Source organism: Faecalibacterium hominis (ex Afrizal et al. 2022) (genome assembly GCF_049545105.1).
GTDB classification, from domain to species: Bacteria; Bacillota; Clostridia; order Oscillospirales; family Ruminococcaceae; genus Faecalibacterium; species Faecalibacterium duncaniae.
On sequence record NZ_CP186860.1, the window covers coordinates 2,275,504 to 2,299,855 of the forward strand.

Consider the following 24,352-nt stretch of genomic DNA (forward strand, 5'->3'; position numbering starts at 1 on the left):
GCTCTTTTTTGATTGCAACAAGAAGCAAATTCACAAAACTGCCGCCTGACAAGCCGCAGTTTCATGGGTGAACGCTTCACAACGGTAAAGCTGGGTGCTATACTATACCTAAGTCGTATTTTTTGAACACACCTCTGGAGATGAAAGATAGATATGACGCAATTTCTGATCCGCCGGTTCATCCGGCATCCCAATGATCCCCAGGACCCTGCCACCCGCACGGCCTACGGCAACCTTGCCAGCGGTGTGGGCATGGCCTGCAACCTGCTGCTCTGCCTGGGCAAGCTGCTGGCAGGCACCCTGTTCGGTTCCATTGCCATTATGGCGGATGCTTTGAACAACCTCTCGGACGCTTCGTCCAACGTGGTCAGCCTCATCGGTTTCCGGCTGGCCGCCAGGGCCCCGGATGCCGAGCATCCCTACGGCCACGCCCGCTATGAATATCTGGCCGGTCTGGTGGTCAGCGTGACCATCCTGGGCATCGGCTTTTCCCTGCTCAAGGAGTCGGTGGTCAAGGCGTTCCACCCCACCCCCGTGGTGTTCAGCTGGCTGAGCGTGGGCGTGCTGGCCGCATCCATCCTCGTCAAGCTCTGGATGAGCGGCTTCAACCGCACCATCGGCCGCACCATCGGCTCCGAGACCCTGATGGCCACCGCCGCCGACAGCCGCAACGACGTGCTGACCACCGGCGCGGTGCTGATCTCCACCGTGGTCTGCAGCCTGACGGGCTGGGCGCGGCTGGACGGCATCATGGGCGTGGCCGTGGCAGCCTTCATCCTCTGGTCGGGCTGGGGGCTGGTCATGGACACCCTGAGCCCCCTGCTGGGCGAGAGCCCCAGCCCGGAGCTGGTGGAGCACATTGAGCAGACGGTCATGGGCTACCCCGGCGTGCTGGGGATGCACGACCTCATGGTGCACGATTACGGCCCGGGGCATCAGTTCGCCTCCCTCCACATCGAGTTCCCGGCAGAGACCGACCCGCTCAAGGCCCACGATGTCATCGACAACATCGAGAACGATTTTATAAAGCGGGACGGCCTGCAGGTGACCATCCACTATGACCCCATCGTCACCACCGATGCGGCGGTGGGCGTGCTGCGCACCCGCCTGATGGAAAAGGCCCGCCAGCTCGACCCCTGCCTTTCGATCCACGACCTGCGCATCGTGCCGGGTGATACCCATACGAATGTCCTGTTCGATCTGGAGTTCCCGGCGGGCTATACCGGGAACAAGGACGAGATGCTGGCCGCCATGTGCCAGTTCGTCCATGAGCAGGACCCGAAATACAGCTGTGTGGTGAAAGTAGAGCAGAGCTATGCGTCTGCTGCCCACGAAAAATAAATTTGTGTTTCAGAGGGGAAGGAACTTATGCTGAACGAAACTTACCGCGGGATGCTGGCCCACAAGAGCGTCATCCGCGAGACCTTTATGTACGGCAAGCAGCGCGCGGCCCAGATCGGTTACGAGAACGTGTTTGATTACTCGCTGGGCAACCCCAGCGTGCCCTGCCCGGAGCGGTTCACCGCCGCCATGCAGGAGCTGCTGGCACAGGAGGACCCGGTGGCCCTGCACGGCTACTGCCCCAGTCAGGGCGACCCGGAGTTCCGCACCGCCGTGGCGGCCCACCTGAACAGGACCTTCGGCCTGCCCTATGCGCAGAAGGATATCTTTCCCACCACGGGCGCGGCGGGTGCCATTGCCCACGCCCTGCGCGCCGTGACCCGGCCCGGGGACGAGGTGCTGACCTTTGCCCCCTACTTCCCGGAGTACGGCCCCTATGTGGAGGGCACCGGTGCCCATCTCAGGGTGGTGCCGCCCCAGGCCCCGGCCTTCCAGCCCAATCTGGAGGCCTTTGAGCAGATGCTGACCGAGAGGGTCACCTGCGTCCTCATCAACACCCCCAATAACCCCACCGGTGTGGTCTACTCTGCCGACACCCTGACCCGGCTGGCGGAGATCCTGACCGAGAAGAGCAGGGCCTACGGCCACAACATCTTCCTTGTCAGCGACGAGCCCTACCGGGATATCGCCTTTGATGGCAGGGCTGTGCCCTACCCGGCGGCGTTCTACCCCCACACCCTGACCTGCTTCTCCTTCTCCAAGAGCCTGAGCCTGCCCGGCGAGCGCCTGGGCTACGTGGCCGTGCGCCCCGGCTGTGAGGGCGAGGAGGTGCTGGTGGATATGATGGCCCAGATCTCCCGCTTTACCGGCCACAACTGCCCGCCCAGCATCATCCAGCGCGCTGTGAGCCGCTGCCTGGATGTGACCAGCGACCTGAGCGTTTACGAGACCAATATGGATCTGCTTTACAACAAGCTGAAAGCGCTGGGCTTTGAGGTCGAGCGGCCCGGCGGCACCTTCTATCTCTTCCCCAAGGCACTGGAGGAGGATGCCAACGCCTTCTGCCGCAGGGCCCGGGAATTTGACCTGCTGCTGGTGCCCAGCGATACCTTTGGCGTAACGGGCTATGTCCGCCTTGCCTACTGCATCGACACCGAAAAGGTAAAGCGCAGCCTGCCCGCGCTGGAAAAGCTGGCGGCCGCGTATCAATAAAGCCGAACCTCCCGGCAGAGCATCTGGCAGTGCCGCCGGGGGTCACAGTATTTTTTGAAACAGAGGAAAGGGAAACTGTTATGGAAAAGATCAAGATGACCACGCCGCTGGTGGAGATGGATGGCGACGAGATGACCCGTGTGCTCTGGAAGATCATCAAGGAGGAGCTCATCCTGCCCTTTGTGGATCTGAAGACCGAGTACTACGATCTGGGCCTGCCCAACCGGGATGCCACCCAGGATCAGGTGACCATGGATGCCGCCCTTGCCAACAAGAAGTATGGCGTGGCGGTCAAGTGCGCCACCATCACCCCCAACGCCCAGCGCGTGGAGGAATACCACCTGCACCAGATGTGGAAAAGCCCCAACGGCACCATCCGCGCCGTGCTGGACGGCACCGTGTTCCGCGCGCCGATCATGATCGACAGCATCAAACCGGTGGTCAGGAACTGGACAAAGCCCATCACCATTGCCCGCCACGCCTACGGCGACGTGTACAAGTGCACCGAGTTCCGCATCCCCGGCCCCGGCAGGGCGGAGCTGATCTACACCGGCGACGACGGCTCCCGGCAGGCCGCCACGGTCTACAACTTTGAGTGTGCCGGTGTCCTGCAGGGTCAGTACAACAAGGACACCTCCATCTACAGCTTTGCCCGCAGCTGCTTCAACTACGCGCTGGAAAGCAAACAGGATCTCTGGTTCGGTGCCAAAGACACCATTTCCAAGAAGTATGACCACACCTTCAAGGACATCTTCCAGGAGGTGTACGATGCCGAGTACCGGGAAAAGTTCGAGGCCGCAGGCATTACCTATTTCTACAGCCTGATCGATGACATCGTGGCCCGTGTCATCCGCAGTGAGGGCGGCTTTGTCTGGGCCTGCAAGAACTACGACGGCGACGTGATGAGTGATATGGTCTCCACCGCCTTTGGCTCGCTGGCCATGATGACCAGCGTTCTGGTCAGCCCGGACGGCAACTATGAGTACGAGGCTGCCCACGGCACCGTGACCCGCCACTACTACAAGTACCTCAAGGGCGAGGCCACCTCCACCAACCCCATGGCCACCATCTTTGCCTGGAGCGGTGCCCTGAAAAAGCGCGGCGAGCTGGACAGCCTGCCCGCGCTGGTCCGGTTTGGCGAGGCGCTGGAGGCCGCCAGCCTGCAGACCCTCAATGACGGCATTATGACCAAAGATCTCTGCGGCCTGGCGGAGGGCATCACCCCCACCCAGGTGAACAGCGAGGAATTCATCCAGGCCATCCGCACCCGGCTGGAAGCAAAACTGGCATAAGCGCTGCATCACGGCCCCTGCCCCGGAACCCCGGCGGCGGGGGCTTTTTGCGCCTATACAAGGCGGTTGGCCTGTGCTACAATGGGAGCAGAAAAGGCGGTGACAGTATGCAGCATCATCCTCTGCCCGAATACCCCCGCCCGGCCCTGCGGCGGGACAGCTACGAGAACCTGAACGGCCTGTGGCAGTACGCCATCACCAGCTCTGCGGGGCTGCCCGCAAAGTGGGACGGCGACATTCTGGTGCCCTACTCCCCGGAGACGAAAGCCTCCGGCGTGAGGCGCACCCTGCAGCCCGGGGCGTGGCTCCACTACCACCGGAGCTTTGTGCCCCCGGCGGGCACCGGCGGGCGGGTGCTGCTCCACTTCGGGGCCGTGGACTATGCCTGCGCCGTGCAGGTCAACGGCCATCTGGTGGGGGGCCACCGGGGCGGCTACTGGCCCTTTGCACTGGATATCACCGATGCGCTGAACCCTGCCGGCCATGACCGGCTCTGGGTAGCGGTGCAGGACCCCACCGGCACCGGTGTGCAGGCCCGGGGCAAGCAGACCCTCCGGCCCGGCGGGATGTTCTACCCGGCCCAGAGCGGCATCTGGCAGACCGTCTGGCTGGAGCGGGTGCCGGAAAATTACATCACGGAGCTGACCGTCACCCCGGACTATGATGCCCGCACCGTGACCGTGAAAGCCCATACTTCCCTGCCCGGCGGGGCGGCGAACCTGTGGGCCGTGGTGCGGGCCGGGGGCGTGACCATTGCCGAGGACTGGGGCAGCGACGAGGCCGACCGGGACGGCGCGGTGACCCTGCACATCCAGGAGGAGCATTTCTTCCCGTGGAGCCCGGATACGCCGTTTTTGTATGACCTGACCGTGGGCACCACGCAGGGAGAGGAGCAGCGCGACACCGTGCACAGCTACTTTGCCCTGCGCAAGTGGAGCTGTGCGCCGGATGCCCACGGGATCATGCGCTTCTGCCTGAACGGCAAGCCCATCCTGCTCAACGGCCTGCTGGATCAGGGCTACTGGCCCGAGGGCCTGTACACCCCGCCCAGCGATGGGGCAGTGGTGCGGGAACTGCAGACCATAAAAGAGCTGGGGTTCAACCTTCTGCGCAAGCACGCCAAGATCGAGCCGCAGCGCTGGTATTACCACTGCGATAAGCTGGGCCTCATCGTCTGGCAGGACATGGTGAACGGCGGCGGGCCCTACAAGCTCTGGTTCGTGACCTACCTGACCAACGTGTTCCAGCCGCTGCTCCGCCGCTTGCCCGACGCAAGGCCCCTCTGGGGCCTGCTGGGCCGCGAAACGGAAGCGGGCAGGGAAGAATATGCCCGGGAGCTGGAAGCCACGGTAAAGGCCCTGCAGTGCCACCCCTGCGTGGGCTGCTGGGTGCCCTTCAATGAGGGGTGGGGGCAGTTCGATGCCGCCGGGGCCGTGGAGGCCGTCCGCAGGCTGGACGATACCCGCCTTGTGGACGAGGCCAGCGGCTGGTACGATCAGGGCGGGGGAGATGTGGATTCCCTGCACAACTATTTCTATCCGCTCCGGGTCAGGCCCCGGAGCCGGGTGGTGGCCCTGAGCGAATACGGCGGCATTGCCTGGCCCATGCCCGGCCATGAGCCGCCCCGCAGGGCGTATGGCTACGGCACGGCAAAGAGCCGGGCCGAGCTGACCGCCCGCTGGAAAAAGCTGCAATTGGAAACGGTGCTCCCCCAACTGAAAAAGGGGCTTTCGGCCCTGGTGTACACCCAGGTGAGCGATGTGGAGGACGAGGTGAACGGTCTGTTTACCTACGACCGCGCCGCCATCAAGCCCGACCCCGCCGCTGTGCGTGCCGTGAACCAGGCGCTGGAAGCGGCGTTTGAGAAAGCGACAGAATAAAAAAAGAAGGCTGTTACCCTGTAACTCCCTCAGTCACGGCTTCGCCGTGCCAGCTCCCTCTCGGAGGGAGCTTTGGCGTAACGGTGAACTGTGAAAGCCTCCCTCTCAGAGGGAGGTGGCATCGCGTCAGCGATGACGGAAGGAGTTTAGGCAACAGCCTTTTTGCATATCAATAAAAACTTAGTTGGTGCTGCTGTTCACGATCTTGGAAGCGGGCATCCTGTTCATGGCGGAGCTGCTCAGGTTGTGCTCCAGAGAAGCGCCGTAGGCGGTCAGCGCCTCGGAGAGCTCCTCCCCCTTCATATCGTTGAGCACCTGTCCGCGCAGGTCGTCCAGCGCCTTCAGGCTCAGCGGGTCGAGCCGCAGGGCGGCCATCAGGGCGTAGCTGTTGTACTTCACAGCCGCTGCCTGCCCGATGGACAGGCCCCGGATGGTGTCGGCGGCACCCTCTGCGGTAAAGGCAGAGGTCACGGTGCTGTCCCCGATCAGTTCCAGAGAAGGTGCAGTGGAATCGGAGGAATAGGTGGAGCCCAGCACGGCGTAGACTTCCGGCAGAGCGGAGGTCACCACGCCGGAGAAGTAGCCCAGCAGAGTGCTGCTGTCGGCGGCAGCGGCGGCGTTGGTCTGGTCCACAGCAGCCTGGGTCAGGGCCAGCATCTGGGTGATCTGGTCGTCATCGGCAGAGGCATAGGTGCTGGTGTTGTAGAGCGGGATGGTGTAATAGGCCAGCTCGTACATGTTGTTCTCCAGATAGCTGGTCAGGTCGGCATCCGACACCGGGGTCTCGCCGTCCACGCCGTAGACCAGCTCCAGCAGGTCGGTGCTCTTGATGAGGATGCGCTCAAACCGCTGGACGGTGTTCAGGCCGATGCCGTTGGCCTTGTAGGTGTCGCCGTATTGCTCCATCAGCTGGGAGGCGTAGCTGTCGGCCTGTGCTTCCTCTTCTGCGGTCAGCTGGCCGCCCAGCTCCTCAAAGCGGGTCTCGATGGCGGCGTAGGTCTCAAGGTTCTCCATGGTTTTCTGGCTCACATAGTCGCTGACAGTGGCGGTCTCGCCGCTGTCGGCATCCACGGTGATGGTCTGCTTCAGGAAGGCCTTCACATCGGTGGCATCCTGCTCCGAGGTAGCCAGATCGGCGGCCTTCTGGTAAGCGTCGTACTGGGCCAGCAGATACAGGCCCGAGGTGATGTCCACCGTGCCGATGGTGCCCACCGAATCCGGGGTGGAACCGCAGGCGGCAAGGGAAAATACCATTGCCACGGCGGCAAGAAGTGCGATCAGTTTCTTTTTCATTGTTATGCTCCTGTCGTTCGGATCGCCCGCCCTCTCCGTCAGCGCAAGCGCGCTGCTACCTCTCCCAAGGGGAGAGGCTTTGGCAATTCCCCGCAAGGTCTTGGGGAGCCGCCAGAGGCTCCCCCTTTGGGGGAGCTGGCAAAGCCTATTGGCTTTGACTGAGAGGGTGAGGCCGTTAATCTTTCAAAATATCCTGCATCGCCCGGAGGATGCTCTGCAGCAGCTCCAGCGGCTTTTCCTCTTTTTGCAGGGTGACGGAGAGGTAGGGCTTTGCGCCAGCCCCGGTGACAACGCGGCCGTTGAAGGCCACCAGCAGGCCCTGGATCATCCGGAGATCCAGCTGCTCCACCTGCAGCACCAGGGTGTCCTTCTTCTGGGTCACCTCGTACACGCCCACGGCGGTGGCCTGCACCCGCGCCAGCGAGACATTGACCAGATCGCTGACCGAGGGCGGCGGGTCGCCGTAGCGGTCGATGAGCTCGTCCAGCACATCGGCGGCATCCTCGGGGGTCTGGATGGCGGCGATCCGCTTGTAGGCTTCAATGCGGCCCGGCCCGTCGGCAATGTACGTTTCGGGGATGTAGGCATCCACCCGCAGGTCGATCAGGCACTCGCTCTTGTCGCGCTGCACCGGCTCGCCCTTGGCCCGGGCGATGGCCTGTCCCAGCATCTTCACATAGAGGTCGTAGCCCACGGCCTCCATGTGGCCGTGCTGGCTGTGGCCCAGCAGACTGCCTGCGCCGCGGATCTGGAGATCGCGCATGGCGATGCGGAAGCCGGAGCCGAAGGCCGTGAACTCCCGGATGGCGGAAAGCCGTTTCTGGGCGATGTCGGTCAGGGTCTTGTCCCGCCGGAAGGTGAAGTAGGCATAGGCCTTGCGGCCGGAGCGGCCCACCCGGCCCCGGATCTGGTACAGCTGGGCAAGGCCCATCCGGTCGGCATCCTCAATGATGAGGGTGTTGCAGTTGCGCACATCGATGCCCGTTTCGATCAGGGTGGTGCAGACCAGAATGTCGATCTCGCCGTTGAGCAGATGCTGCCAGACCGGGTTCAGCTCCTCCTCGGTCATCTTGCCGTGGGCAATGCCCACCCGGGCACCGGGCACCAGCTGGCTGACATGGGCGGCGGTGGACTCGATGTTGTCCACCCGGTTGTGCAGGTAGTACACCTGACCGCCCCGGGCCAGCTCCTTTTTCATGGCTTCGGCAAGGATGACATCGTTGTACTCCAGCACAAAGGTCTCCACGGGCTGGCGCTCAATGGGCGGCTGCTCGATGGTGGACAGGTCGCGGATGCCGCTCATGGCCATGTTCAGGGTGCGGGGGATGGGCGTGGCCGAGAGGGTCAGCATATCCACGCCGATGAAGTTTTCCTTCAGCTTCTCCTTGTGCTTCACGCCGAACCGCTGCTCCTCATCAATGATGACAAGGCCCAGGTCGTGGAAGCGCACATCCTTGGAGAGCAGGCGGTGGGTGCCCACCACGATGTCCACGCTGCCGGACTGCAGGCCCCGCAGGGTCTCCTTTTGCTGTTTCGCGGTGCGGAAGCGGGAGAGCATCCCCACCTTGACCGGGAAGGCCTCCATCCGGGAGAGCAGGGTGTTGTAGTGCTGCCAGGCCAGCAGGGTGGTGGGGGCCAGAAGGGCGCACTGCTTGCCGCCCATCACGCACTTGAAGGCCGCGCGCAGGGCAACTTCGGTCTTGCCCACGCCCACATCGCCGCAGAGCAGGCGGTCCATCGGGTAGGGCTTTTCCATGTCCTGCTTGATCTCGGCGGTGGCGTGGAGCTGGTCGTCGGTCTCGTCGTACTCAAAGCGGGTCTCGAAATCGTTCTGCCAGTCGCCGTCGGGCGGGAAGGCGTATCCCTGGGCCTGCCTGCGCCGGGCGTACAGCTCAATGAGCTCCTGTGCCATCTCCTCGGTGGCCTTTTTCACCTTGGCGCGGGTGCGCTGCCATTCGGTGCCGCCCAGCTTGGCCAGCTTCACCTTTTCCTCGTCGCCGGGGGCGGTGTAGCGGCTGAGCAGGTCCAGCTGGGTCACCGGCACATAGAGCACATCGGAGCCGGAATACTGGATCTTCAGGTAATCCTTGATGGCACCCTGCACTTCCAGCCGCTGGATGCCCGCGTACATGCCAATGCCGTGGCTCTGGTGCACCACATAGTCCCCGGGCTTGATGTCCGAAAGGCTGGACAGGGCGTTTTTGTTCTTTTTGCGCTTTTTGTTCTCGGCGGCGGCTTCCTCGTCCAGCCCGTGCCGCCGGGAGGAGATGACCGCCGCGTGGGCAAAGGGGAAGGTGCAGCCTGCAGTCAGGTGGCCGGGCAGCACCTGCACGATGCCCTTGGCCGGGCGCACGTCCCGGCTCATGCTCACGGAGTAGCCCTTGTCCGTCAGGTCCCGGGTCAGGGCGGCGGCACCCTTGGGGGTGCCGGAGAAGAGGGTGACGGCATAGCCCTGGGCGATCAGCGGGTCAAGATCCTCCCGCAGAGAGGCCAGATCGCCGCCCCAGTTGGGGGCCGCAAAGGCCTCCACGTTGATGAGGTCCTTCAGCTTGAATTCGTTCATCCCCCGCAGGAAGTTCTCACACAGCAGGGTGCTCTGTTTCTGGGCCGCAATGGCAAGGTCGTCCATGGTCTGGTAGAGCACGTCCAGCCCGGGGCAGAGCACGCCCTCCTCCAGCAGGCCGGTCAGCTCCTCGCCCCGGCGGTACTCGGTGGCCTTCTGGGCATCCCGGATGCCGCCCACCTCGTCCAGCACAAAGATGGGGCTGTCCAGATGGTCCAGCAGGGTGGCGGGCTGCGGGTAGCGGATGCCGTAATACTTGTCCATGGCTTCAGGCATCAGGCCGGAATCCAGCTGGGCAAGGTCGGCCTCTGTGGCCTTTTCCATGGCGGTACGCTTTTTGCCCCGCGCCTTTTTGATGGCTCCGCGCAGGGCCTCGGCCGTCTCGGCGGTGCTGCCGAACAGCACCTCGCGGGCGGGGGAAAGGTAGATCTTTTCCAGACTGCCGTCCCGGCGCTGGGTCAGCAGGTCGAAGGAGGCCAGCGAATCGATCTCATCGTCCCAGTATTCCACACGGGCGGGCTGGTGCATGTCCGGCGCGTAGATGTCCACGATATCGCCGCGTACACTGAACTGGCCCGGGCCGTCCACCTGACTGCGCCGGACGTACCCGGCGGCAAAGAGCCGTGCCACCAGCGCTTCCCGGTTGTAGACCATGCCGGGCTTGAGGGTGAGAGTGTTCCGCAGGAACTCATCCCGGGGCACAGTGTATTGCAGCAGCGCCTCGGCGGGCACGCAGACGGCATTCAGCCGCCCGCCCGCCAGCGCGCCCAGCACCGACAGGCGGCGGTACTCGTACTCGCGGCCCGCGCCCTCCACTGGCCGCAGCATGAAGTCCCGGGGCGGGAACACCGCCGCGGTCAGGCCCAGCGCCTTGAGGTCGTCCGCAAAGTGGGTGGCCTCGGCCTCGCCGGGGGTCACGATGCAGACCAGCCGTCCCAGATCCTTCTGCAAGGCGGCGTACAGCAGGGCACGGCCCGCAGGCGGCAGGCCGAACAGCGCCGCCGGGCCCGGGGTGCGCAGGCTCTCCGCGATCTTCTGATATTCCGGTGTGCTTTTCAGCAGCGCTTCGTACATCGTAGACCTCCTCTCGAAGCAAACACTTTTGGAAAGCTAAACCCCACCGTCATTGCTTCGCAATGCCACCGCCCCTACTAGGGGCGGCCTTGGCAAAACCGTAAAACTTTACGCAATGCCAAGGGCCCCCCTATTAGCGGGGGCTGTCGCCGCAGGCGACTGGGGGGTTCTCCCTCACCCATTATACTTGCTCTGCGCCAGCCCCAGCTTACCGTCCATGATGAGCTTGGCCGCTGCCTCCAGGTCGGGGTAGCGGTCAGCCATGGCCTTGGCATCCTCGGGCGGGAACTTGCCCAGCACCCAGTCGGCAAGGTCATAGTCCGGGCGGGGCTTGGCACCCACGCCGATGCGGATGCGGGGGAAGTTCTCCCCGCCCAGCCGGGCAATGATGCTCTTCAGGCCGTTGTGCCCGCCTGCCGAGCCGGAGGGACGGATGCGCAGCTTGCCGGGGGCCTGGGTGATATCGTCGCACAGGACGATGACGTGGTCAGCAGGGATCTTGAAAAAGCCCGCCAGCGGGGCGATGGAATCGCCGGAGAGGTTCATGTAGGTCAGGGGTTTCAGCAGCACCACCTTGTGGCCGTCCACCTCGCCCTGGCCCCACAGGCCTTGGAACTTGGTTTTGCCCACAGAGATGTTCCACTTGTCGGACAGCGCGTCCAGCGCGGCAAAGCCGGCGTTGTGGCGGGTGCCATCGTATTTTGCTTCGGGGTTGCCAAGCCCTGCAATGAGCCAGATATCGTTTTCATTCATGATAGGATCATACCTTTTCCTGATAATAGTGTGATACAACATCTAAGTATAACATACGCGCGCGCAAAAAGATATACATTATAAGCAAAAAATGCCCCCGTGCCGCAGGGCACAGGGGCAAAAGGGTTTATTACAGGTTCAGCGTGATGGCAGAGGCCTTCCAGCGGCCCTCCTCCTTCACCATGGTGATGGTGCCGGATACCTGCGCGGCGGCGGTGCTGTCCGTAGCGGTCAGCAGGGCGGCGGAAAAATCGTAGCAGTTTTCTGCCCCGGCGCGCTTTTTCAGGGTGAGGTCGCTGGGCACCAGCTTGTCGCCGGACTGCCCTGCCAGCGCGGTGATGCGGGTGGGCAGACGGTTCGCCATGATTTTGTTCAGGCAATCGGCAGTCATGGCATCGCCCAGCTGCGCCTGAAGGAAGGCGTACAGCCCATCGGTGTCCACAGCAGCAAGCCCCGGTTCACTGCCGGAGGGCGCAGCGGCGTCCACGGCCTGCTCCACGGCAGAGGAACAGGAGAGCAGCTGCTGCACCACGAACTCCGCCTGCTTTTTGGCGGGGTCGCTGCGCAGGCGGGTCAGGGCGAACACGGCGGCAACAGCCGCGAAGAAAAGGACAAGGCACAGTGCCTGCTTGCGAAAACTTTCAGACTTCATACGTAGCTCCCTTCCGGCAGAGCGTTACTTGTTCTGCTCCTTCTCCAGCTTCTGCTTTTTGGCGATGTAGGCCTCCATCTTGGGGGCGGCCCAGCCCTCAAGGTTGGTCTGGCGGTCGCGGGCGATGCCTAGTGCCTGGGCGGGCACATCCTTGGTGATGGTGCTGCCCGCGGCGGTGTAAGCGCCGTCGCCCACCTTGACCGGAGCCACAAGGTTGGTGTTGCAGCCGATGAAGCAGTAATCGCCGATCTGGGTGCGGAACTTGTCTTTGCCGTCGTAGTTGCAGGTGACGGTGCCGCAGCCGAAGTTGCAGTACTTGCCCACATCGCTGTCGCCGATGTAGGTCAGGTGGCTCACGGTGTTGCCCCGGGCAAAGTTGGAGTTCTTGGTCTCCACATAGGCACCCAGATGCACGCCGTAGTCGGTGACAGTGTTCACCCGCACATGGGTGAAGGGGCCGATGTTATTGTGGGGGCCCAGATGGCTGCCGTAGACCTGGCTGGCGTTGACGGTGGTGCCCTCGTCCACGGTGCTGTCCTCGATCAGGGTATTGGGGCCGATGACGCATCCTGCGCCGATGACCGTCTTGCCGCGCAGGATGGTGCCCGCCAGAATGGTGGCTCCCGGGGCGATGACAACGCCTTCGTCGATCTGGACGGTGCGGCTCTCAATGTTCACGCCGTTGGCGATGTGAAAAAGCAGGATGTTCTCGCGCCGGCTTTCGGCAGCGTCCAGTTTGGCGCGTGCTGCGGCCAGAGCTTCGTTGGAAATGGTTTCCATAAATAGTGTCCCTCCTTGGGAAGGTGTGGTATTTTGTTGTATCCATGAGGGAGAAATTCCAGCCCGTTCCGCAGGTGGAATTCCGCCGGAATTTTTAATGGATAACAGCATGTATCCCAGATGTGGAAAAATGGCTCTGTAAAACAAAAAACCTCTCGAACTTTCTCCCATTTTATAATAGCGGAAAACTGAGTAAATTTCAAGGGAATTGCACAAAATTTATCAAACAAATTCGGTGTTTTGCCCGGTGGCAATGTGGGAATTTTCTGGTATAATAGTTTAGCATTCACAAGACAATGTTCATCAGCTTTGAGAAAAAAGTGCGATGAGACCGCCGGGCGTGGCACCGGGGGTCACCAAATGGGAGGTAAACACGCATGAGCAAAAAGTATCTGTACTACTTCAGCGAGGGCAACGATGCCTTCGGCGGCGACAAGGTCACCATGAAGAATACTCTGGGCGGCAAGGGTGCCGGTCTGGCAGAGATGACTGCTGCCGGTATGCCGGTTCCCCAGGGCTTCACCATCACTACGGATGCCTGCACCCAGTACTATGCAGACGGCCGTCAGATCAATGACGATATTACTGCTGACATCTTCGAGCATCTCAAGGGTCTGGAAGAGATCACCGGCAAGAAGTTTGGCGACAACACCAACCCCCTGCTGGTCTCTGTCCGTTCCGGTGCCCGTCAGTCCATGCCCGGCATGATGGATACCATCCTGAACCTGGGCCTGAACGATGAGGCTGTTGAGGGCCTGGCCAAGAAGACCGGCAACGCCCGCTTTGCATACGACTGCTACCGCCGCTTCGTGCAGATGTTTGCAGACGTTGTTATGATGGTCCCGAAGAGCCTGTTCGAGGTCGAGATCGACAAGATGAAGGAAGCCAAGGGCGTTAAGAACGACGTGGACCTGACTGCCGAGGACCTGAAGGAACTGGTTGGTGTCTTCAAGAAGATCTACGAGGAGAACGAGGGCAAGCCGTTCCCCCAGGATCCCCGCGATCAGCTGATCGAGGCTGTCAAGGCTGTGTTCCGCAGCTGGGACAACCCCCGTGCAAACGTTTACCGCAAGATGAACGAGATCCCCTACGAGTGGGGCACCGCTGTCAACGTGCAGCAGATGGCATTCGGCAACTCCGGCGACCGTTCCGGCACCGGCGTTGCATTCACCCGTGACCCCGCCACCGGCGCAAAGAAGCTGATGGGCGAGTACCTGATCAATGCACAGGGCGAGGACGTTGTCGCAGGCGTGCGCACTCCTTCTCCCATCAGCCACCTGAAGGATCAGATGCCTGAGGTGTACGATCAGTTCGTTGAGATCGCAACCCGTCTGGAGAACTACTTCCGCGATATGCAGGATATGGAGTTCACCATTGAGGACGGCCACCTGTACATGCTGCAGACCCGTAACGGCAAGCGTACCGCACAGGCTGCTCTGCAGATCGCATGTGACCTGGTGGACGAGGGCATGATCACCGAGCAGGAGGCTGTTCTGCGCGTGGAGCCCAAGCAGCTGGATACCCTGCTGCATCCCCAGTTCGATGCCGCTGCCCTGAAGGCCGCCGAAGTCGTCGGCAAGGGCCTGGCAGCTTCTCCCGGTTCCGCCTGCGGCCAGATCGTCTTTACTGCTGAGGAAGCAGAGGAGATGGTCAAGTCCGGCAAGATGAAGAAGGTGGTTCTGGTCCGTCTGGAGACTTCTCCCGAGGACATCGTGGGCATGCAGGTGTCTCAGGGCATCCTGACCGTCCGCGGCGGCATGACCAGCCACGCAGCCGTTGTTGCCCGTGGTATGGGCACCTGCTGTGTCTCCGGCTGCGGCAACGACAACGAGGTCAAGATCGATGAGGAGGCCAAGACCTTCGAGATCAACGGCCACAAGTTCGTTGAGGGTGACTGGATCTCCATCGATGGTTCTACCGGCAACATCTACGGCGAGCAGGTCGCAACCGTGGCCGCTACCGGCAACAAGAACTTCAACCGCTTCATGGGTTGGGCCGATGCTGCCCGTCAGCTGCTGGTTATGACCAACGCCGATAACCCCCGCGATGCACAGCAGGCCGTTGACCTGGGTGCTGAGGGCATCGGCCTGTGCCGTACCGAGCACATGTTCTTCGCTGAGGACCGCATCAAGGCTGTCCGTGAGATGATCTGCGCCCGTACCGTGGAAGAGCGCGAAGCTGCTCTGGCCAAGGTCGAGCCGTTCCAGCAGGGTGACTTCGAGGCCATGTACCGCATCATGGGTGAGCGCCCGATGACCATCCGCTACCTGGATCCCCCTCTGCACGAGTTCCTGCCCACCAAGGACGAGGACATCAAGGAGCTGGCTGCCGATATGGGCATGACCTTCGATGACCTGAAGAACGTGGTTGCTTCTCTGCACGAGTTCAACCCCATGATGGGTCACCGTGGCTGCCGTCTGGCTGTCACCTATCCCGAGATCGCTGCCATGCAGACCCGCGCTGTGATCAAGGCTGCCCTGAACGTCTCCGCTGAGACTGGTTGCATGATCACTCCGCACATCATGATCCCGCTGGTCGGTGAGGTCAAGGAGCTGAAGTTCGTCAAGGACGTTGTGGTCAAGGTCGCTGATGAGCTGATCGCTGCTGCTGGCGTTGACATGAAGTATCAGGTCGGTACCATGATCGAGATCCCCCGTGCAGCCCTGACTGCCGGCGAGATCGCCAAGGAGGCTGAGTTCTTCAGCTTCGGCACCAACGACCTGACCCAGATGACCTTCGGCTTCAGCCGTGATGACGCTGCCAAGTTCCTGGGCGCATACTACGAGAACAAGATCTACGAGAGCGATCCGTTCCAGCACCTGGATCAGATCGGCGTGGGCAAGCTGGTCAAGATGGCCGCACACGATGGCCGCGAGACCCGCCCCGATCTGGGCCTGGGCATCTGCGGTGAGCACGGCGGCGACCCCACGAGCGTGGAGTTCTGCCACAACGTCGGTCTGGACTACGTCAGCTGCTCTCCCTTCCGTGTGCCTATTGCCCGCCTCGCCGCTGCGCAGGCTGCGATCAAGAACCCCCGCAAGTAATTGCGTGAGGGCTTGAGAAAGCACCAATAAAGTATATGACCGCCCCGGTTTCCGTAACAGGAAGCTGGGGCGGTTTTTTCTTATGTAAGGTGTGAAGCGGGTTGAAAACAATGCAGACTGTAAGATACTGGAAGATGGAAAATGATAAGTGATAGAAAGGATAGGGCAAGCAACAGATTTTCTTCATGGATTTTCATGATAGCCGGATTGAGATTTCCTCCGATTTATGATATTCTTATATTTGGGTTTTTGCACCCAAAATACACATAGAAAGTCAGGGGCGCGAAACTATGGCAAAAAAAGAAGCGAATTTCGATTTATACATACATGATTTGTTGGTTGAAGCAGGCATTCAGGCAGACACACAAGGCAGTAACATTGTTCCTATCAATGACGCACTGAAAACAGCGTCAAAGCACCAGACAGGCAAGGCAGGATTTCCAGAATACACGGCGGTTGTAGATGATTTTGTGCTTGTCATGGAAGATAAGGCGGACCGTGCGAACCTCTGCTTAAAAGACGCAGACGGCACTATTTCTATGACTGTACAGGCAACAACAGATTATGCCGTCAACGGCGCGTTGCACTATGCACAGCACATCTTGCAGAAAACCACTTACAAAAAGGTTTTTGCGTTCGGCAATGCTGGTGATAGCAAGCACCATACTTTACAGCCGCTATTTGTAGATAAGAACGGTTATAAGTGGCTGCCGGAAGTTCAGACATTTGAAAACTTTTCAGCAGCTCATATTGTGGAATATTACAAGCAGCTTGTACTTGAAGAAACGCCGCCGGAAGATATTGAACTTGCTGATATTCTGAAAAAGGCAAAGGAACTGCACGAATATCTGCGGAATTACGGCGGGCTTGGAGAAGATGAAAAGCCGCTTGTTGTATCTGCAATTCTTCTTGCTTTGCGTGAAAAAGAATACGGCTTTAATCTGAATCAGTTGACGGGTGACACACTGGAAAGCAACACAGACGGTTCTATTCTGTACCAGTATCTTGAAAAGAATCTGCAACGTGCAAAAGTTGCCCCGGAAGTTAAAAAGCAGCGTGTGCTAAATCAATTCACGCTGATAAAGGACAGACCGCAGTTAAATACAAAGCGTCAGGATCTGGGCGATAAAACACCTCTGAAATATTTTGCAGAATATATCAACAACAATATTTTTCAGGCGATTGTATCAAACGGGCGTGAAGATTATCTGGGGCGCTTTTACGGTGAATTTGTTTCCTATTCAGGCGGTGACGGGCAGGCTTTGGGCGTTGTACTTACGCCCCGTCATATTACGGAATTGTTCTGTGAATTGGTGGATTTGAAACCTACCGATGTTATATTTGACCCGTGCTGCGGCACAGGGGGATTTCTGATTTCCGGAATGCACAAAATGCTGCGAGCTGCAAAGAATGATACAGAACGCAAGCACATCAAGCAACAGCAAATTCACGGAATAGAAATTCGTGACGATATGTTTTCAATCGCTACGACGAATATGATTCTGCGCGGTGACGGGCAAAGCAACTTGATTTGTGAAGATTTTCTGGCACAAGACCCCGGTGAATTACAGTTAAAGGGCGGCGGCATTACAGTAGGCTTTATGAATCCGCCATATTCACAGGCAAAAGGCAAGGATACTGCGAACCTTTCAGAACTGTGCTTTATCCGTCATTTGCTCAATTCAATCACAACAGGTGGGCGCGCTGCTGTGATTGTACCTGTGTCCGCTATGATTGGAAAGACAAAAGAGGATAAAGCGGTCAAGCAGGATATTTTGAAAAAACATACCTTAGAGGGTGTTATCAGTCTAAACAAGGACACTTTCTATCGGGTTGGCACCGTTCCCTGCATTGCTGTTTTTACAGCAGGCGAATCGCACCCGGCAGATAAGATTGCAAAGTTCATCAATTTTGAAGATGATGGGTTTGAAGTCAAAAAGCATTTGGGACTTGTGGAAACGGAACGTGCAAAGGATAAACGGCAGTATCTTCTTGATTGCTGGCGTGGCAAGATTGCAGATTTTCCGTCAAGTTTCATGGTGAAAACAACCGTTGAAGATACAGACGAATGGCTGCACTCCTTTTATTACTACAACGATGAGATACCAACAGAAGCAGACTTTATAAACAGCATTGCTGATTATCTGACATTTGAATTTAATATGGTTACGCATGGAAAAGGGTATCTGTTCGGGCAGAAAGGTGGTGACAGCAATGCTTGATTTGCATGATAGAGAATGGTTAGCAATTCCATTAAGTAGTGTTTTTTCGATTAAATCCACATCAAGTGGAATAGATAAGAATAAACTGATATATCAGTCTGGTAAATATCCATATGTGACACGCACGGACACAAACAATGGAATCAACGATTTCATATGTGAACAACCTTTTTATGGTATGGATACAGGTAATTGTATTACTGTTGGATTAGATACGCAAACTGCATTTTATCAAGAAAATTCCTTCTACACAGGACAAAATATACAGGTGCTTAGGAACGATAAACTGAATGCGGTAAATGCAAAATTCCTTGTTCCACTAATAAAAAACACATTATCTATTTTTAGTTGGGGCGGAAACGGTGCAACATTGACGCGTTTAAGGCGCAGTAAAATTATGCTCCCTGTTGATGAATCCGGCAATCCTGATTATGCCTTCATGGAACAGTACATCAAGGAACGGGAGCAGCAAATTGTACAAAATTACATTGATTATATTGGCAAGAATATCCAAACTGGGGGGGTGCTTCCGGCACTGAATGAAAAGGAATGGAAGTCTTTTCTTATTTCCGACATTTTTGATATTTTTCCGGGAAAAAGGTTGGTTGCGGCAGATACTACTGCCGGAGATAGACCTTTTATTGGGGCATTAGATAACAACAATGGCGTTGCGCGTTTTGTAAGTGATACGAACGAATCGTTGGATAAAAATGTGCTCGGAGTTAATTATAATGGAAATGGTATGGTTATTGGTTTTTATCACCCTTATGAGTGCATTTTCTCCGATGATGTCAAACGCTTTCACTTGAAGCACCATGAAGATAATGAATTTGTCTTGTTGTTTATGAAAGTTGCTATTTTACAGCAAAAAAGCAAATTTGGTTACTTGTATAAGTTCAATTCCGAACGAATGGCAAATACTGGGGTGATGCTCCCTGTTGATGAATCCGGAAATCCTGATTATACTTTTATGGAACAGTATGTGAAACGGGTGAAAGAAACAATAGAATTACAATATCTGCAAGGGAAAATGGCGGTCATTGTTTGATCGCCATTTTTTTTTTTTTGCCCCAAAATCAGAAAAACAACGGAAATATGTATAAGAGCTGCGGTATATGCTCGTGTCTCAACAGAGCATGAGGCGAAAATCAACGCACTAGAAAATCAGTTGGAGTGGTATAAAATCGAATGTTCCCGGCATTCGGACTGGGAAATCGTGGAGGTCTACGTAGACCAAGGCATCAGCGGAACACAAGCACAGAAGCGGCCAGAGTTTTTGCGCATGATGGAAGATGCTCAGAAGGGCAAATTTGACCTAATCATTACTCGCGAAGTGAGTCGCTTTGCACGAAATACAGTTGATACGCTGTCCTACACACGGGAGTTGAAAGCACGTGGGGTGGACGTATTTTTCATCAACGATGGTATCAACACGGCGACCAACGATGGCGAACTTCGGCTGACGATCATGTCTTCTATGGCACAAGATGAGAGTCGCAAAATTTCAGAGCGCGTGAAGGCTGGGCAGAAAATCAGCAGAGAAAAGCACGTTCTGTATGGCAGCAGAAACATCTTAGGATACCGTAGAGAGAATGGAACCTATGTTCTTGACCCTGACCAAGCTGAAACAGTAAGGCTGATTTTCCAAATGTATTCTACCGGAGAAAATGGGCTGGTTAAAATCGTAAACGAATTATACCGCCTTGGCCGATTAGATGCAGGCGGCCATGTTTCGTGGGACGCTTCCAAGGTGAGCAGAGTCCTACATAATGCAACCTATAAGGGGTGTATTTGCTACAATAAATCCCACAGCGACGGATATTTGACACAGAAACGTGTTAAAAATCTGGACGAGAGCAGCTACATCTATGTGAAAGGTGACTTTGAGCCTTTGGTATCAGAAGAAATGTGGGATAGATGCCAGCAGATTTTGGCATCGAAATCAGCACGGGTAATAGATGAAAATGGGAAAAAGCACAAGTACATGAGAAATACGCCAAAGTCGGTCTGGACGGCAAAATTGCGTTGCAGTTGCGGTGCAGGATTTATTCAGTTCAAGTGGCGTGTGAACCGGGATGGTGCTGTAATTCATGGATTTCAGTGCTACCGCCGTACATGCAGGTCGAGCATCAGCTACTTGCAGGAACATGGCCTTGATTTGAGCATCAGCTGCCAAATCAAGGCCATCAGTGAGTGGAAGCTGGATTTGATGGCGGCAAAGGTGTTTGAACATCTCACATTTGACAAGGGAAAGACAGTTAAAGAGGTCTATAAAATCCTGAGCCGCTGTATGACAGAGGAAAAGACGGTTCGTATTTCCAGAAAGGCAATGCTGGAAAACAGCATCGCCAAACAAAAAGAACGGCTGGACAGGTATATTGACCTGTGTGCTGACGGAGTTATCACGAAGCAGGAGCTGATGGAACGCCGCAAGGGACTGGACGAGCAGATCGCCGAGTTACAATCCCAGTATGAGAGCATCGAACAGGAGGATGAACGCAGTGGGAGTATTGATATGAAGCTGATTTCCCAGAAGCTGGACGAGTGGCAGAAAGCGGCCAAAACGGATGTCAGCAGGGAACTTATTAACAGCTGTGTAGCACAGATCACGCCTGTAAGCAATGAGGAATTTCGGTGGGTACTGGATTTCCAACTGTCCGAGGTAAAAGGCATCAATATGACATCTTGTACGATGGACGGCTTTATGGAGCTGGCTCGCTTTTCGATTTCCTTCGAGGAGGCAAAGGCTTTTAAGGCATCCCGAAATCAGGGAATCCGCAAAAATGAATGGCAGGATCTCACGGTGGTTGTGGGAATCTGGTCGAAAACGCAGAAGTAGGAGACTGTGTCAGCTGTGCCGGTTGTGTCAGAGATTTTCAAAACAAGTTTTTTATATCCTTATATCTCCACCCATAAAACACCTGAAAGACACGAAAACATAAGACTGATTCGCAAAAACACGGACACATCGGACACACTTGGTACAAGTTAGGCGTATCTGAAGCAGATATAATGATATATTATACCCTTGGATAGAAAGACCAGTAAGCAATCACATCAGCTTACTGGTCTTTGATTTTTACAGAAAGACGGAGGAAAAATCAATGGCAGAAATCTTTGAAAAAGTATTGGTGGAGGTGATGAAAGCAGTCGGAAAAGGTGCTGCGAAAATCATTGTCTGGATGGCTCATCAAATCGAAAAGAAATAAGACAATCCAAAATTTTGGAGGTAAAGATTATGTCCGCAAATGTTGAAACCATGTTCTCTGTTCGTGAAACCCCTTGGCATGGCCTTGGCCGTATTGTCATGGATGCCCCTGCAAGCCGTGAAGCCTTGGAACTGGCTGGTCTGGATTGGCAGGTGGAAAGCCGCAACATCTATTCCGGTACTGGTGCTATGATCCCCGGTTATCGGGCTAACGTCCGCAGCACCGATGATGCTGTTCTGGGTGTGGTATCCGACCGCTACCGCATTGTGCAGAACGAAGAAGCGTTCCAGTTCACCGATGACCTGCTGGGTGAGGGCGTTACTTATGAAACTGCTGGCTCTTTGCAGGGCGGCAAGAAGGTCTGGATGCTGGCAAAGCTGCCGGAGAAGTACATTATCGCCGGAGACGAAGTGACCCCATATCTTGTGTTCTTTAACAGCCACGATGGCAGTTCTGGTGTAAAAGTCGCGATGACCCCGGTTCGTGTGGTCTGCCAGAACACCCTGAATCTGGCTCTGGGTACTGCAAAGCGCATCTGGACTGCTCGCCATACCGAAAATGTTCTGCTCCGGGTGCAGGACGCTCGTGAAACCTTGCAGCTTGCCAACAGCTATATGGGGGAACTGGGCAAAGGCATCCATGAGCTGACCACCATCAAGCTGTCTGACCGCAAGGTGCAAGAGTCCATCAACGAGTTTTTCCCTATCACTGAAGATCTGACCGATGGCCAGCGGAAGAACAACCTGCGCTTGCAGGAAGATTTGAAAGCCCGCTACTATAATGCACCCGATCTGGAGTGGGTCGGCAAGAATGGATGGCGGTTCGTGAACGCTGTTTCCGACTTTGCCACCCATGCAGATCCCATCCGTAAAACTCGCAACTACAACGAAAATCTGTTTCTGCGCACCGCAGAGGGCAATCCCAAGATCGACAAAGCCTACAAGATGGTGCTGGCAGCAGCATAAAGGAGGACGTATGAACGATGTAAGCAATCGGGCTGTCCGGGAATTTTCTGAGTTCCTGAACAGCATCGAAGCCGATTTTCCAAAGCCTACTTGCACCACGGCATACGAGATCACGATGAAAAGCACCATTGTCAGTGCCTTGATTACGCTGGACACCGAAAAGCAGATGGACGAGCGTTTCTGGAACCATCTCCGAGTGCAGCGAAATATTCTGGATTTCCTGTATGCCCTGTGGCTGGACGATGACCGTACCTTGGTGGATGAATTTTCCACCATTATCAAAGACTTGGTGGAATATGATTTCTCTATTGCGGAAGAACAGATGAAAGAGAGGCTGAACATTGCATGAAACGACTTGTATCTACACGGAACCTGTCCAAAGAAGATTGGCTCCGCTACCGCAAATGCGGCATTACCGGCACGGATGCCGGGGCTATTCTGGGCCTGAATCCCTATCGCTCCGCATTTCAGGTGTACTACGATAAAATCAGCGATACCATTGAAAATATCGACAACGAGGCCATGCGGCAGGGCCGTGACTTGGAGGATTATGTGGCGCAGCGGTTCTCCGAAGAAACGGGTTTTAAGGTGCGCCGTGCAAACGCTATCTACCAGAGCGAGGAACATCCGCTGCTTCTGGCAGACTTTGACCGTCTGATCGTTGGTCAGAAAGCAGGATTGGAGTGCAAAACGGTCTCGCCGTTTTCTGCGGATAAGTGGGCGGATGGGAAAATCCCGTTTCCCTTAATTAAAGATATCACTTACTAAGTGTAACCCACGCTTACAATATTTGACATGATATTTCACAAAAAGCTTTTCTATAACCTGTTCAATGTCACAAAATTCAAAGACACGCTTTATAAACTCTTGATTACTATTACGGTTAACGATATAATTAGCTTGGACGAATCAATGTGTACGATTCTCCATGCCGAACGGTTTCGTGAAGCATCAACCTCATCGTAAATGAGCTTTCATAGTGACTAAGCCACATAGCATAGCTGCTTCCTATGAATAGTTTCACGCACAAAAAAAGGAGATTTCTCATGGAAACTGAACACCTTGGTAATGCGTATTTAGCCGATGTGACAATCAATTTGGATAAAGGGCACATATTCGAAGCGGAGGTTCTATGAAAGACTATGTGCAAGGGGGAACCCTTACAGAAGTTACAGATTTAATACTTTTGTCCCTTTATGAACCAAGGCATGGATATGCAATCATTCAATTTGTTGAGGAAGTAACAAACGGAAGGGTATTATTAGGAGCAGGGACATTATATGGTGCTCTATCCTCGTTAGAACAAAAAGGATGGATTAAATTACAAAGCACTGAAAGTACAAGCAGAAAAAAAGTATATTTAATAACACCTTCTGGAAAGGAGGCTGTCCAAACCGAAATAGATCGACTTCATCAATTAATCGACTTAGCGGAAAGGATTTCAAAGGAGATTTAATATGCGCTACAAAAAGGTACGTTTTTTTGGTTGTCTATTATCCTTACAAGAGAAATGGCTTAATAGAATGTCCCAACAAGGGTATCACTTAATAAATACATCACGGGCTATCTATGAGTTTGAAACATGCACTCCGGGGGAATATCAATATAAGATTGATTATATTGGTCACAGGAGTCGTGAAAGCTCAGACAAGTATGTTGAATTTCTTCAAAGCTTAGGATACGTTGTTTTTTTCAAGAACATTAATCTAAACTACTCTCTTGCCAAAGTACAATTTCGTCCGTGGGCTGAATCAGGTGGAAAGCTATCAACGCCTAAGACGACACTTAACAAAGAATTATTGATTGTCGAAAAAAAGAATGATGGAAAGCCATTTGAATTATATACTACCCTTGAAGATAAACTAGCTTTGTATAAATCAGCACAGTCGGCGTGGATATTCTTTTTTTTCATCTTTATGATTATGGCTGTGCTTATGAAATCTTTCATCTATAGTGCGTTAGCAATCACATGCCTTATCATCGTTATTGTCTATTGGTTTCCAATTTATAAGATTATTAAAGAGCGTCGAACAAGGGAAGATTAGCTTTTGTTCTCTATCGTAATTCACTCA

18 protein-coding genes are annotated in these 24,352 nt (G+C 55.8%); 13 read left to right on the top strand and 5 right to left on the bottom strand.

Annotated features, from left to right (window positions below):
- The first annotated feature begins 153 nt into the window (after positions 1-153).
- The 4 genes from ACKXGA_RS10985 (at position 154) to ACKXGA_RS11000 (ending at position 5,725) form a co-directional block, all read left to right on the top strand.
- On the top strand, positions 154-1,341 hold the full coding sequence (locus ACKXGA_RS10985; protein WP_423729498.1) for a cation diffusion facilitator family transporter: 1,188 nt from the start codon (positions 154-156) through the stop codon (positions 1,339-1,341).
- A 27-nt stretch (positions 1,342-1,368) separates the two neighbouring features.
- A complete protein-coding gene (locus ACKXGA_RS10990) occupies positions 1,369-2,553 on the top strand; it encodes a pyridoxal phosphate-dependent aminotransferase (protein WP_423729499.1) in 1,185 nt (394 codons plus the stop codon).
- Between the two features lie 80 nt (positions 2,554-2,633).
- Positions 2,634-3,845, top strand: coding sequence for an NADP-dependent isocitrate dehydrogenase (locus tag ACKXGA_RS10995; protein WP_117534187.1), 1,212 nt, complete (start codon positions 2,634-2,636; stop codon positions 3,843-3,845).
- Positions 3,846-3,952: 107 nt separating this feature from the next.
- Positions 3,953-5,725, top strand: coding sequence for a glycoside hydrolase family 2 protein (locus ACKXGA_RS11000; RefSeq protein WP_423729500.1), 1,773 nt, complete (start codon positions 3,953-3,955; stop codon positions 5,723-5,725).
- A gap of 180 nt (positions 5,726-5,905) precedes the next feature.
- Here the strand turns inward: ACKXGA_RS11000 and ACKXGA_RS11005 are convergent, their stop codons facing one another.
- The 5 genes from ACKXGA_RS11005 to ACKXGA_RS11025 all read right to left on the bottom strand — a co-directional run bounded on the left by ACKXGA_RS11005 (position 5,906) and on the right by ACKXGA_RS11025 (position 12,840).
- Positions 5,906-7,018 carry a foldase gene (locus ACKXGA_RS11005; RefSeq protein WP_423729501.1) on the bottom strand — a complete coding sequence of 371 codons (1,113 nt, stop codon included), beginning with the start codon at positions 7,016-7,018 and terminating at the stop codon, positions 5,906-5,908.
- Positions 7,019-7,193: 175 nt separating this feature from the next.
- The gene (gene mfd / locus ACKXGA_RS11010; RefSeq protein WP_423729502.1) at positions 7,194-10,655 is read right to left on the bottom strand and encodes a transcription-repair coupling factor; all 3,462 of its coding nucleotides are present in this window, start codon (positions 10,653-10,655) and stop codon (positions 7,194-7,196) included.
- Positions 10,656-10,829: 174 nt separating this feature from the next.
- A complete protein-coding gene (gene pth / locus ACKXGA_RS11015; protein WP_156070432.1) occupies positions 10,830-11,408 on the bottom strand; it encodes an aminoacyl-tRNA hydrolase in 579 nt (192 codons plus the stop codon).
- Between the two features lie 130 nt (positions 11,409-11,538).
- The gene (locus ACKXGA_RS11020) at positions 11,539-12,060 is read right to left on the bottom strand and encodes a hypothetical protein (protein WP_097786471.1); all 522 of its coding nucleotides are present in this window, start codon (positions 12,058-12,060) and stop codon (positions 11,539-11,541) included.
- Between the two features lie 24 nt (positions 12,061-12,084).
- Entirely contained in the window at positions 12,085-12,840 is a 756-nt protein-coding gene (locus tag ACKXGA_RS11025; RefSeq protein WP_423729503.1) for a UDP-N-acetylglucosamine diphosphorylase, read from the bottom strand.
- Positions 12,841-13,217: 377 nt separating this feature from the next.
- Between ACKXGA_RS11025 and ppdK the strand changes: the two genes are divergently transcribed.
- From ppdK to ACKXGA_RS11070, 9 genes are all read left to right on the top strand, one after another.
- On the top strand, positions 13,218-15,884 hold the full coding sequence (gene ppdK, locus ACKXGA_RS11030; RefSeq protein ID WP_097770216.1) for a pyruvate, phosphate dikinase: 2,667 nt from the start codon (positions 13,218-13,220) through the stop codon (positions 15,882-15,884).
- 290 nt (positions 15,885-16,174) lie between these two features.
- Complete coding sequence (locus tag ACKXGA_RS11035) at positions 16,175-18,106, top strand: HsdM family class I SAM-dependent methyltransferase (RefSeq protein WP_117476489.1); 1,932 nt, start codon at positions 16,175-16,177, stop codon at positions 18,104-18,106.
- Positions 18,099-19,154 carry a restriction endonuclease subunit S gene (locus ACKXGA_RS11040; protein WP_181967143.1) on the top strand — a complete coding sequence of 352 codons (1,056 nt, stop codon included), beginning with the start codon at positions 18,099-18,101 and terminating at the stop codon, positions 19,152-19,154. Before ACKXGA_RS11035 ends, ACKXGA_RS11040 begins: the two co-directional genes overlap by 8 nt.
- Before the next feature lie 51 nt (positions 19,155-19,205).
- A complete protein-coding gene (locus ACKXGA_RS11045; RefSeq protein ID WP_423730406.1) occupies positions 19,206-20,945 on the top strand; it encodes a recombinase family protein in 1,740 nt (579 codons plus the stop codon).
- Positions 20,946-21,344: 399 nt separating this feature from the next.
- On the top strand, positions 21,345-22,280 hold the full coding sequence (locus tag ACKXGA_RS11050; RefSeq protein WP_117476487.1) for a DUF932 domain-containing protein: 936 nt from the start codon (positions 21,345-21,347) through the stop codon (positions 22,278-22,280).
- A gap of 10 nt (positions 22,281-22,290) precedes the next feature.
- Complete coding sequence (locus ACKXGA_RS11055; RefSeq protein WP_112149172.1) at positions 22,291-22,629, top strand: DUF3848 domain-containing protein; 339 nt, start codon at positions 22,291-22,293, stop codon at positions 22,627-22,629.
- Positions 22,626-23,048: a YqaJ viral recombinase family protein gene (locus ACKXGA_RS11060; RefSeq protein WP_423729504.1), complete on the top strand. Its 423-nt coding sequence runs from the start codon at positions 22,626-22,628 to the stop codon at positions 23,046-23,048. The genes ACKXGA_RS11055 and ACKXGA_RS11060 overlap by 4 nt, the downstream gene beginning before the upstream one ends.
- 364 nt (positions 23,049-23,412) lie before the next feature.
- Positions 23,413-23,736, top strand: coding sequence for a PadR family transcriptional regulator (locus tag ACKXGA_RS11065; protein ID WP_097782885.1), 324 nt, complete (start codon positions 23,413-23,415; stop codon positions 23,734-23,736).
- Between the two features lies 1 nt (position 23,737).
- Positions 23,738-24,325, top strand: coding sequence for a DUF2812 domain-containing protein (locus ACKXGA_RS11070; RefSeq protein ID WP_097782884.1), 588 nt, complete (start codon positions 23,738-23,740; stop codon positions 24,323-24,325).
- Positions 24,326-24,352 lie beyond the last annotated feature (27 nt).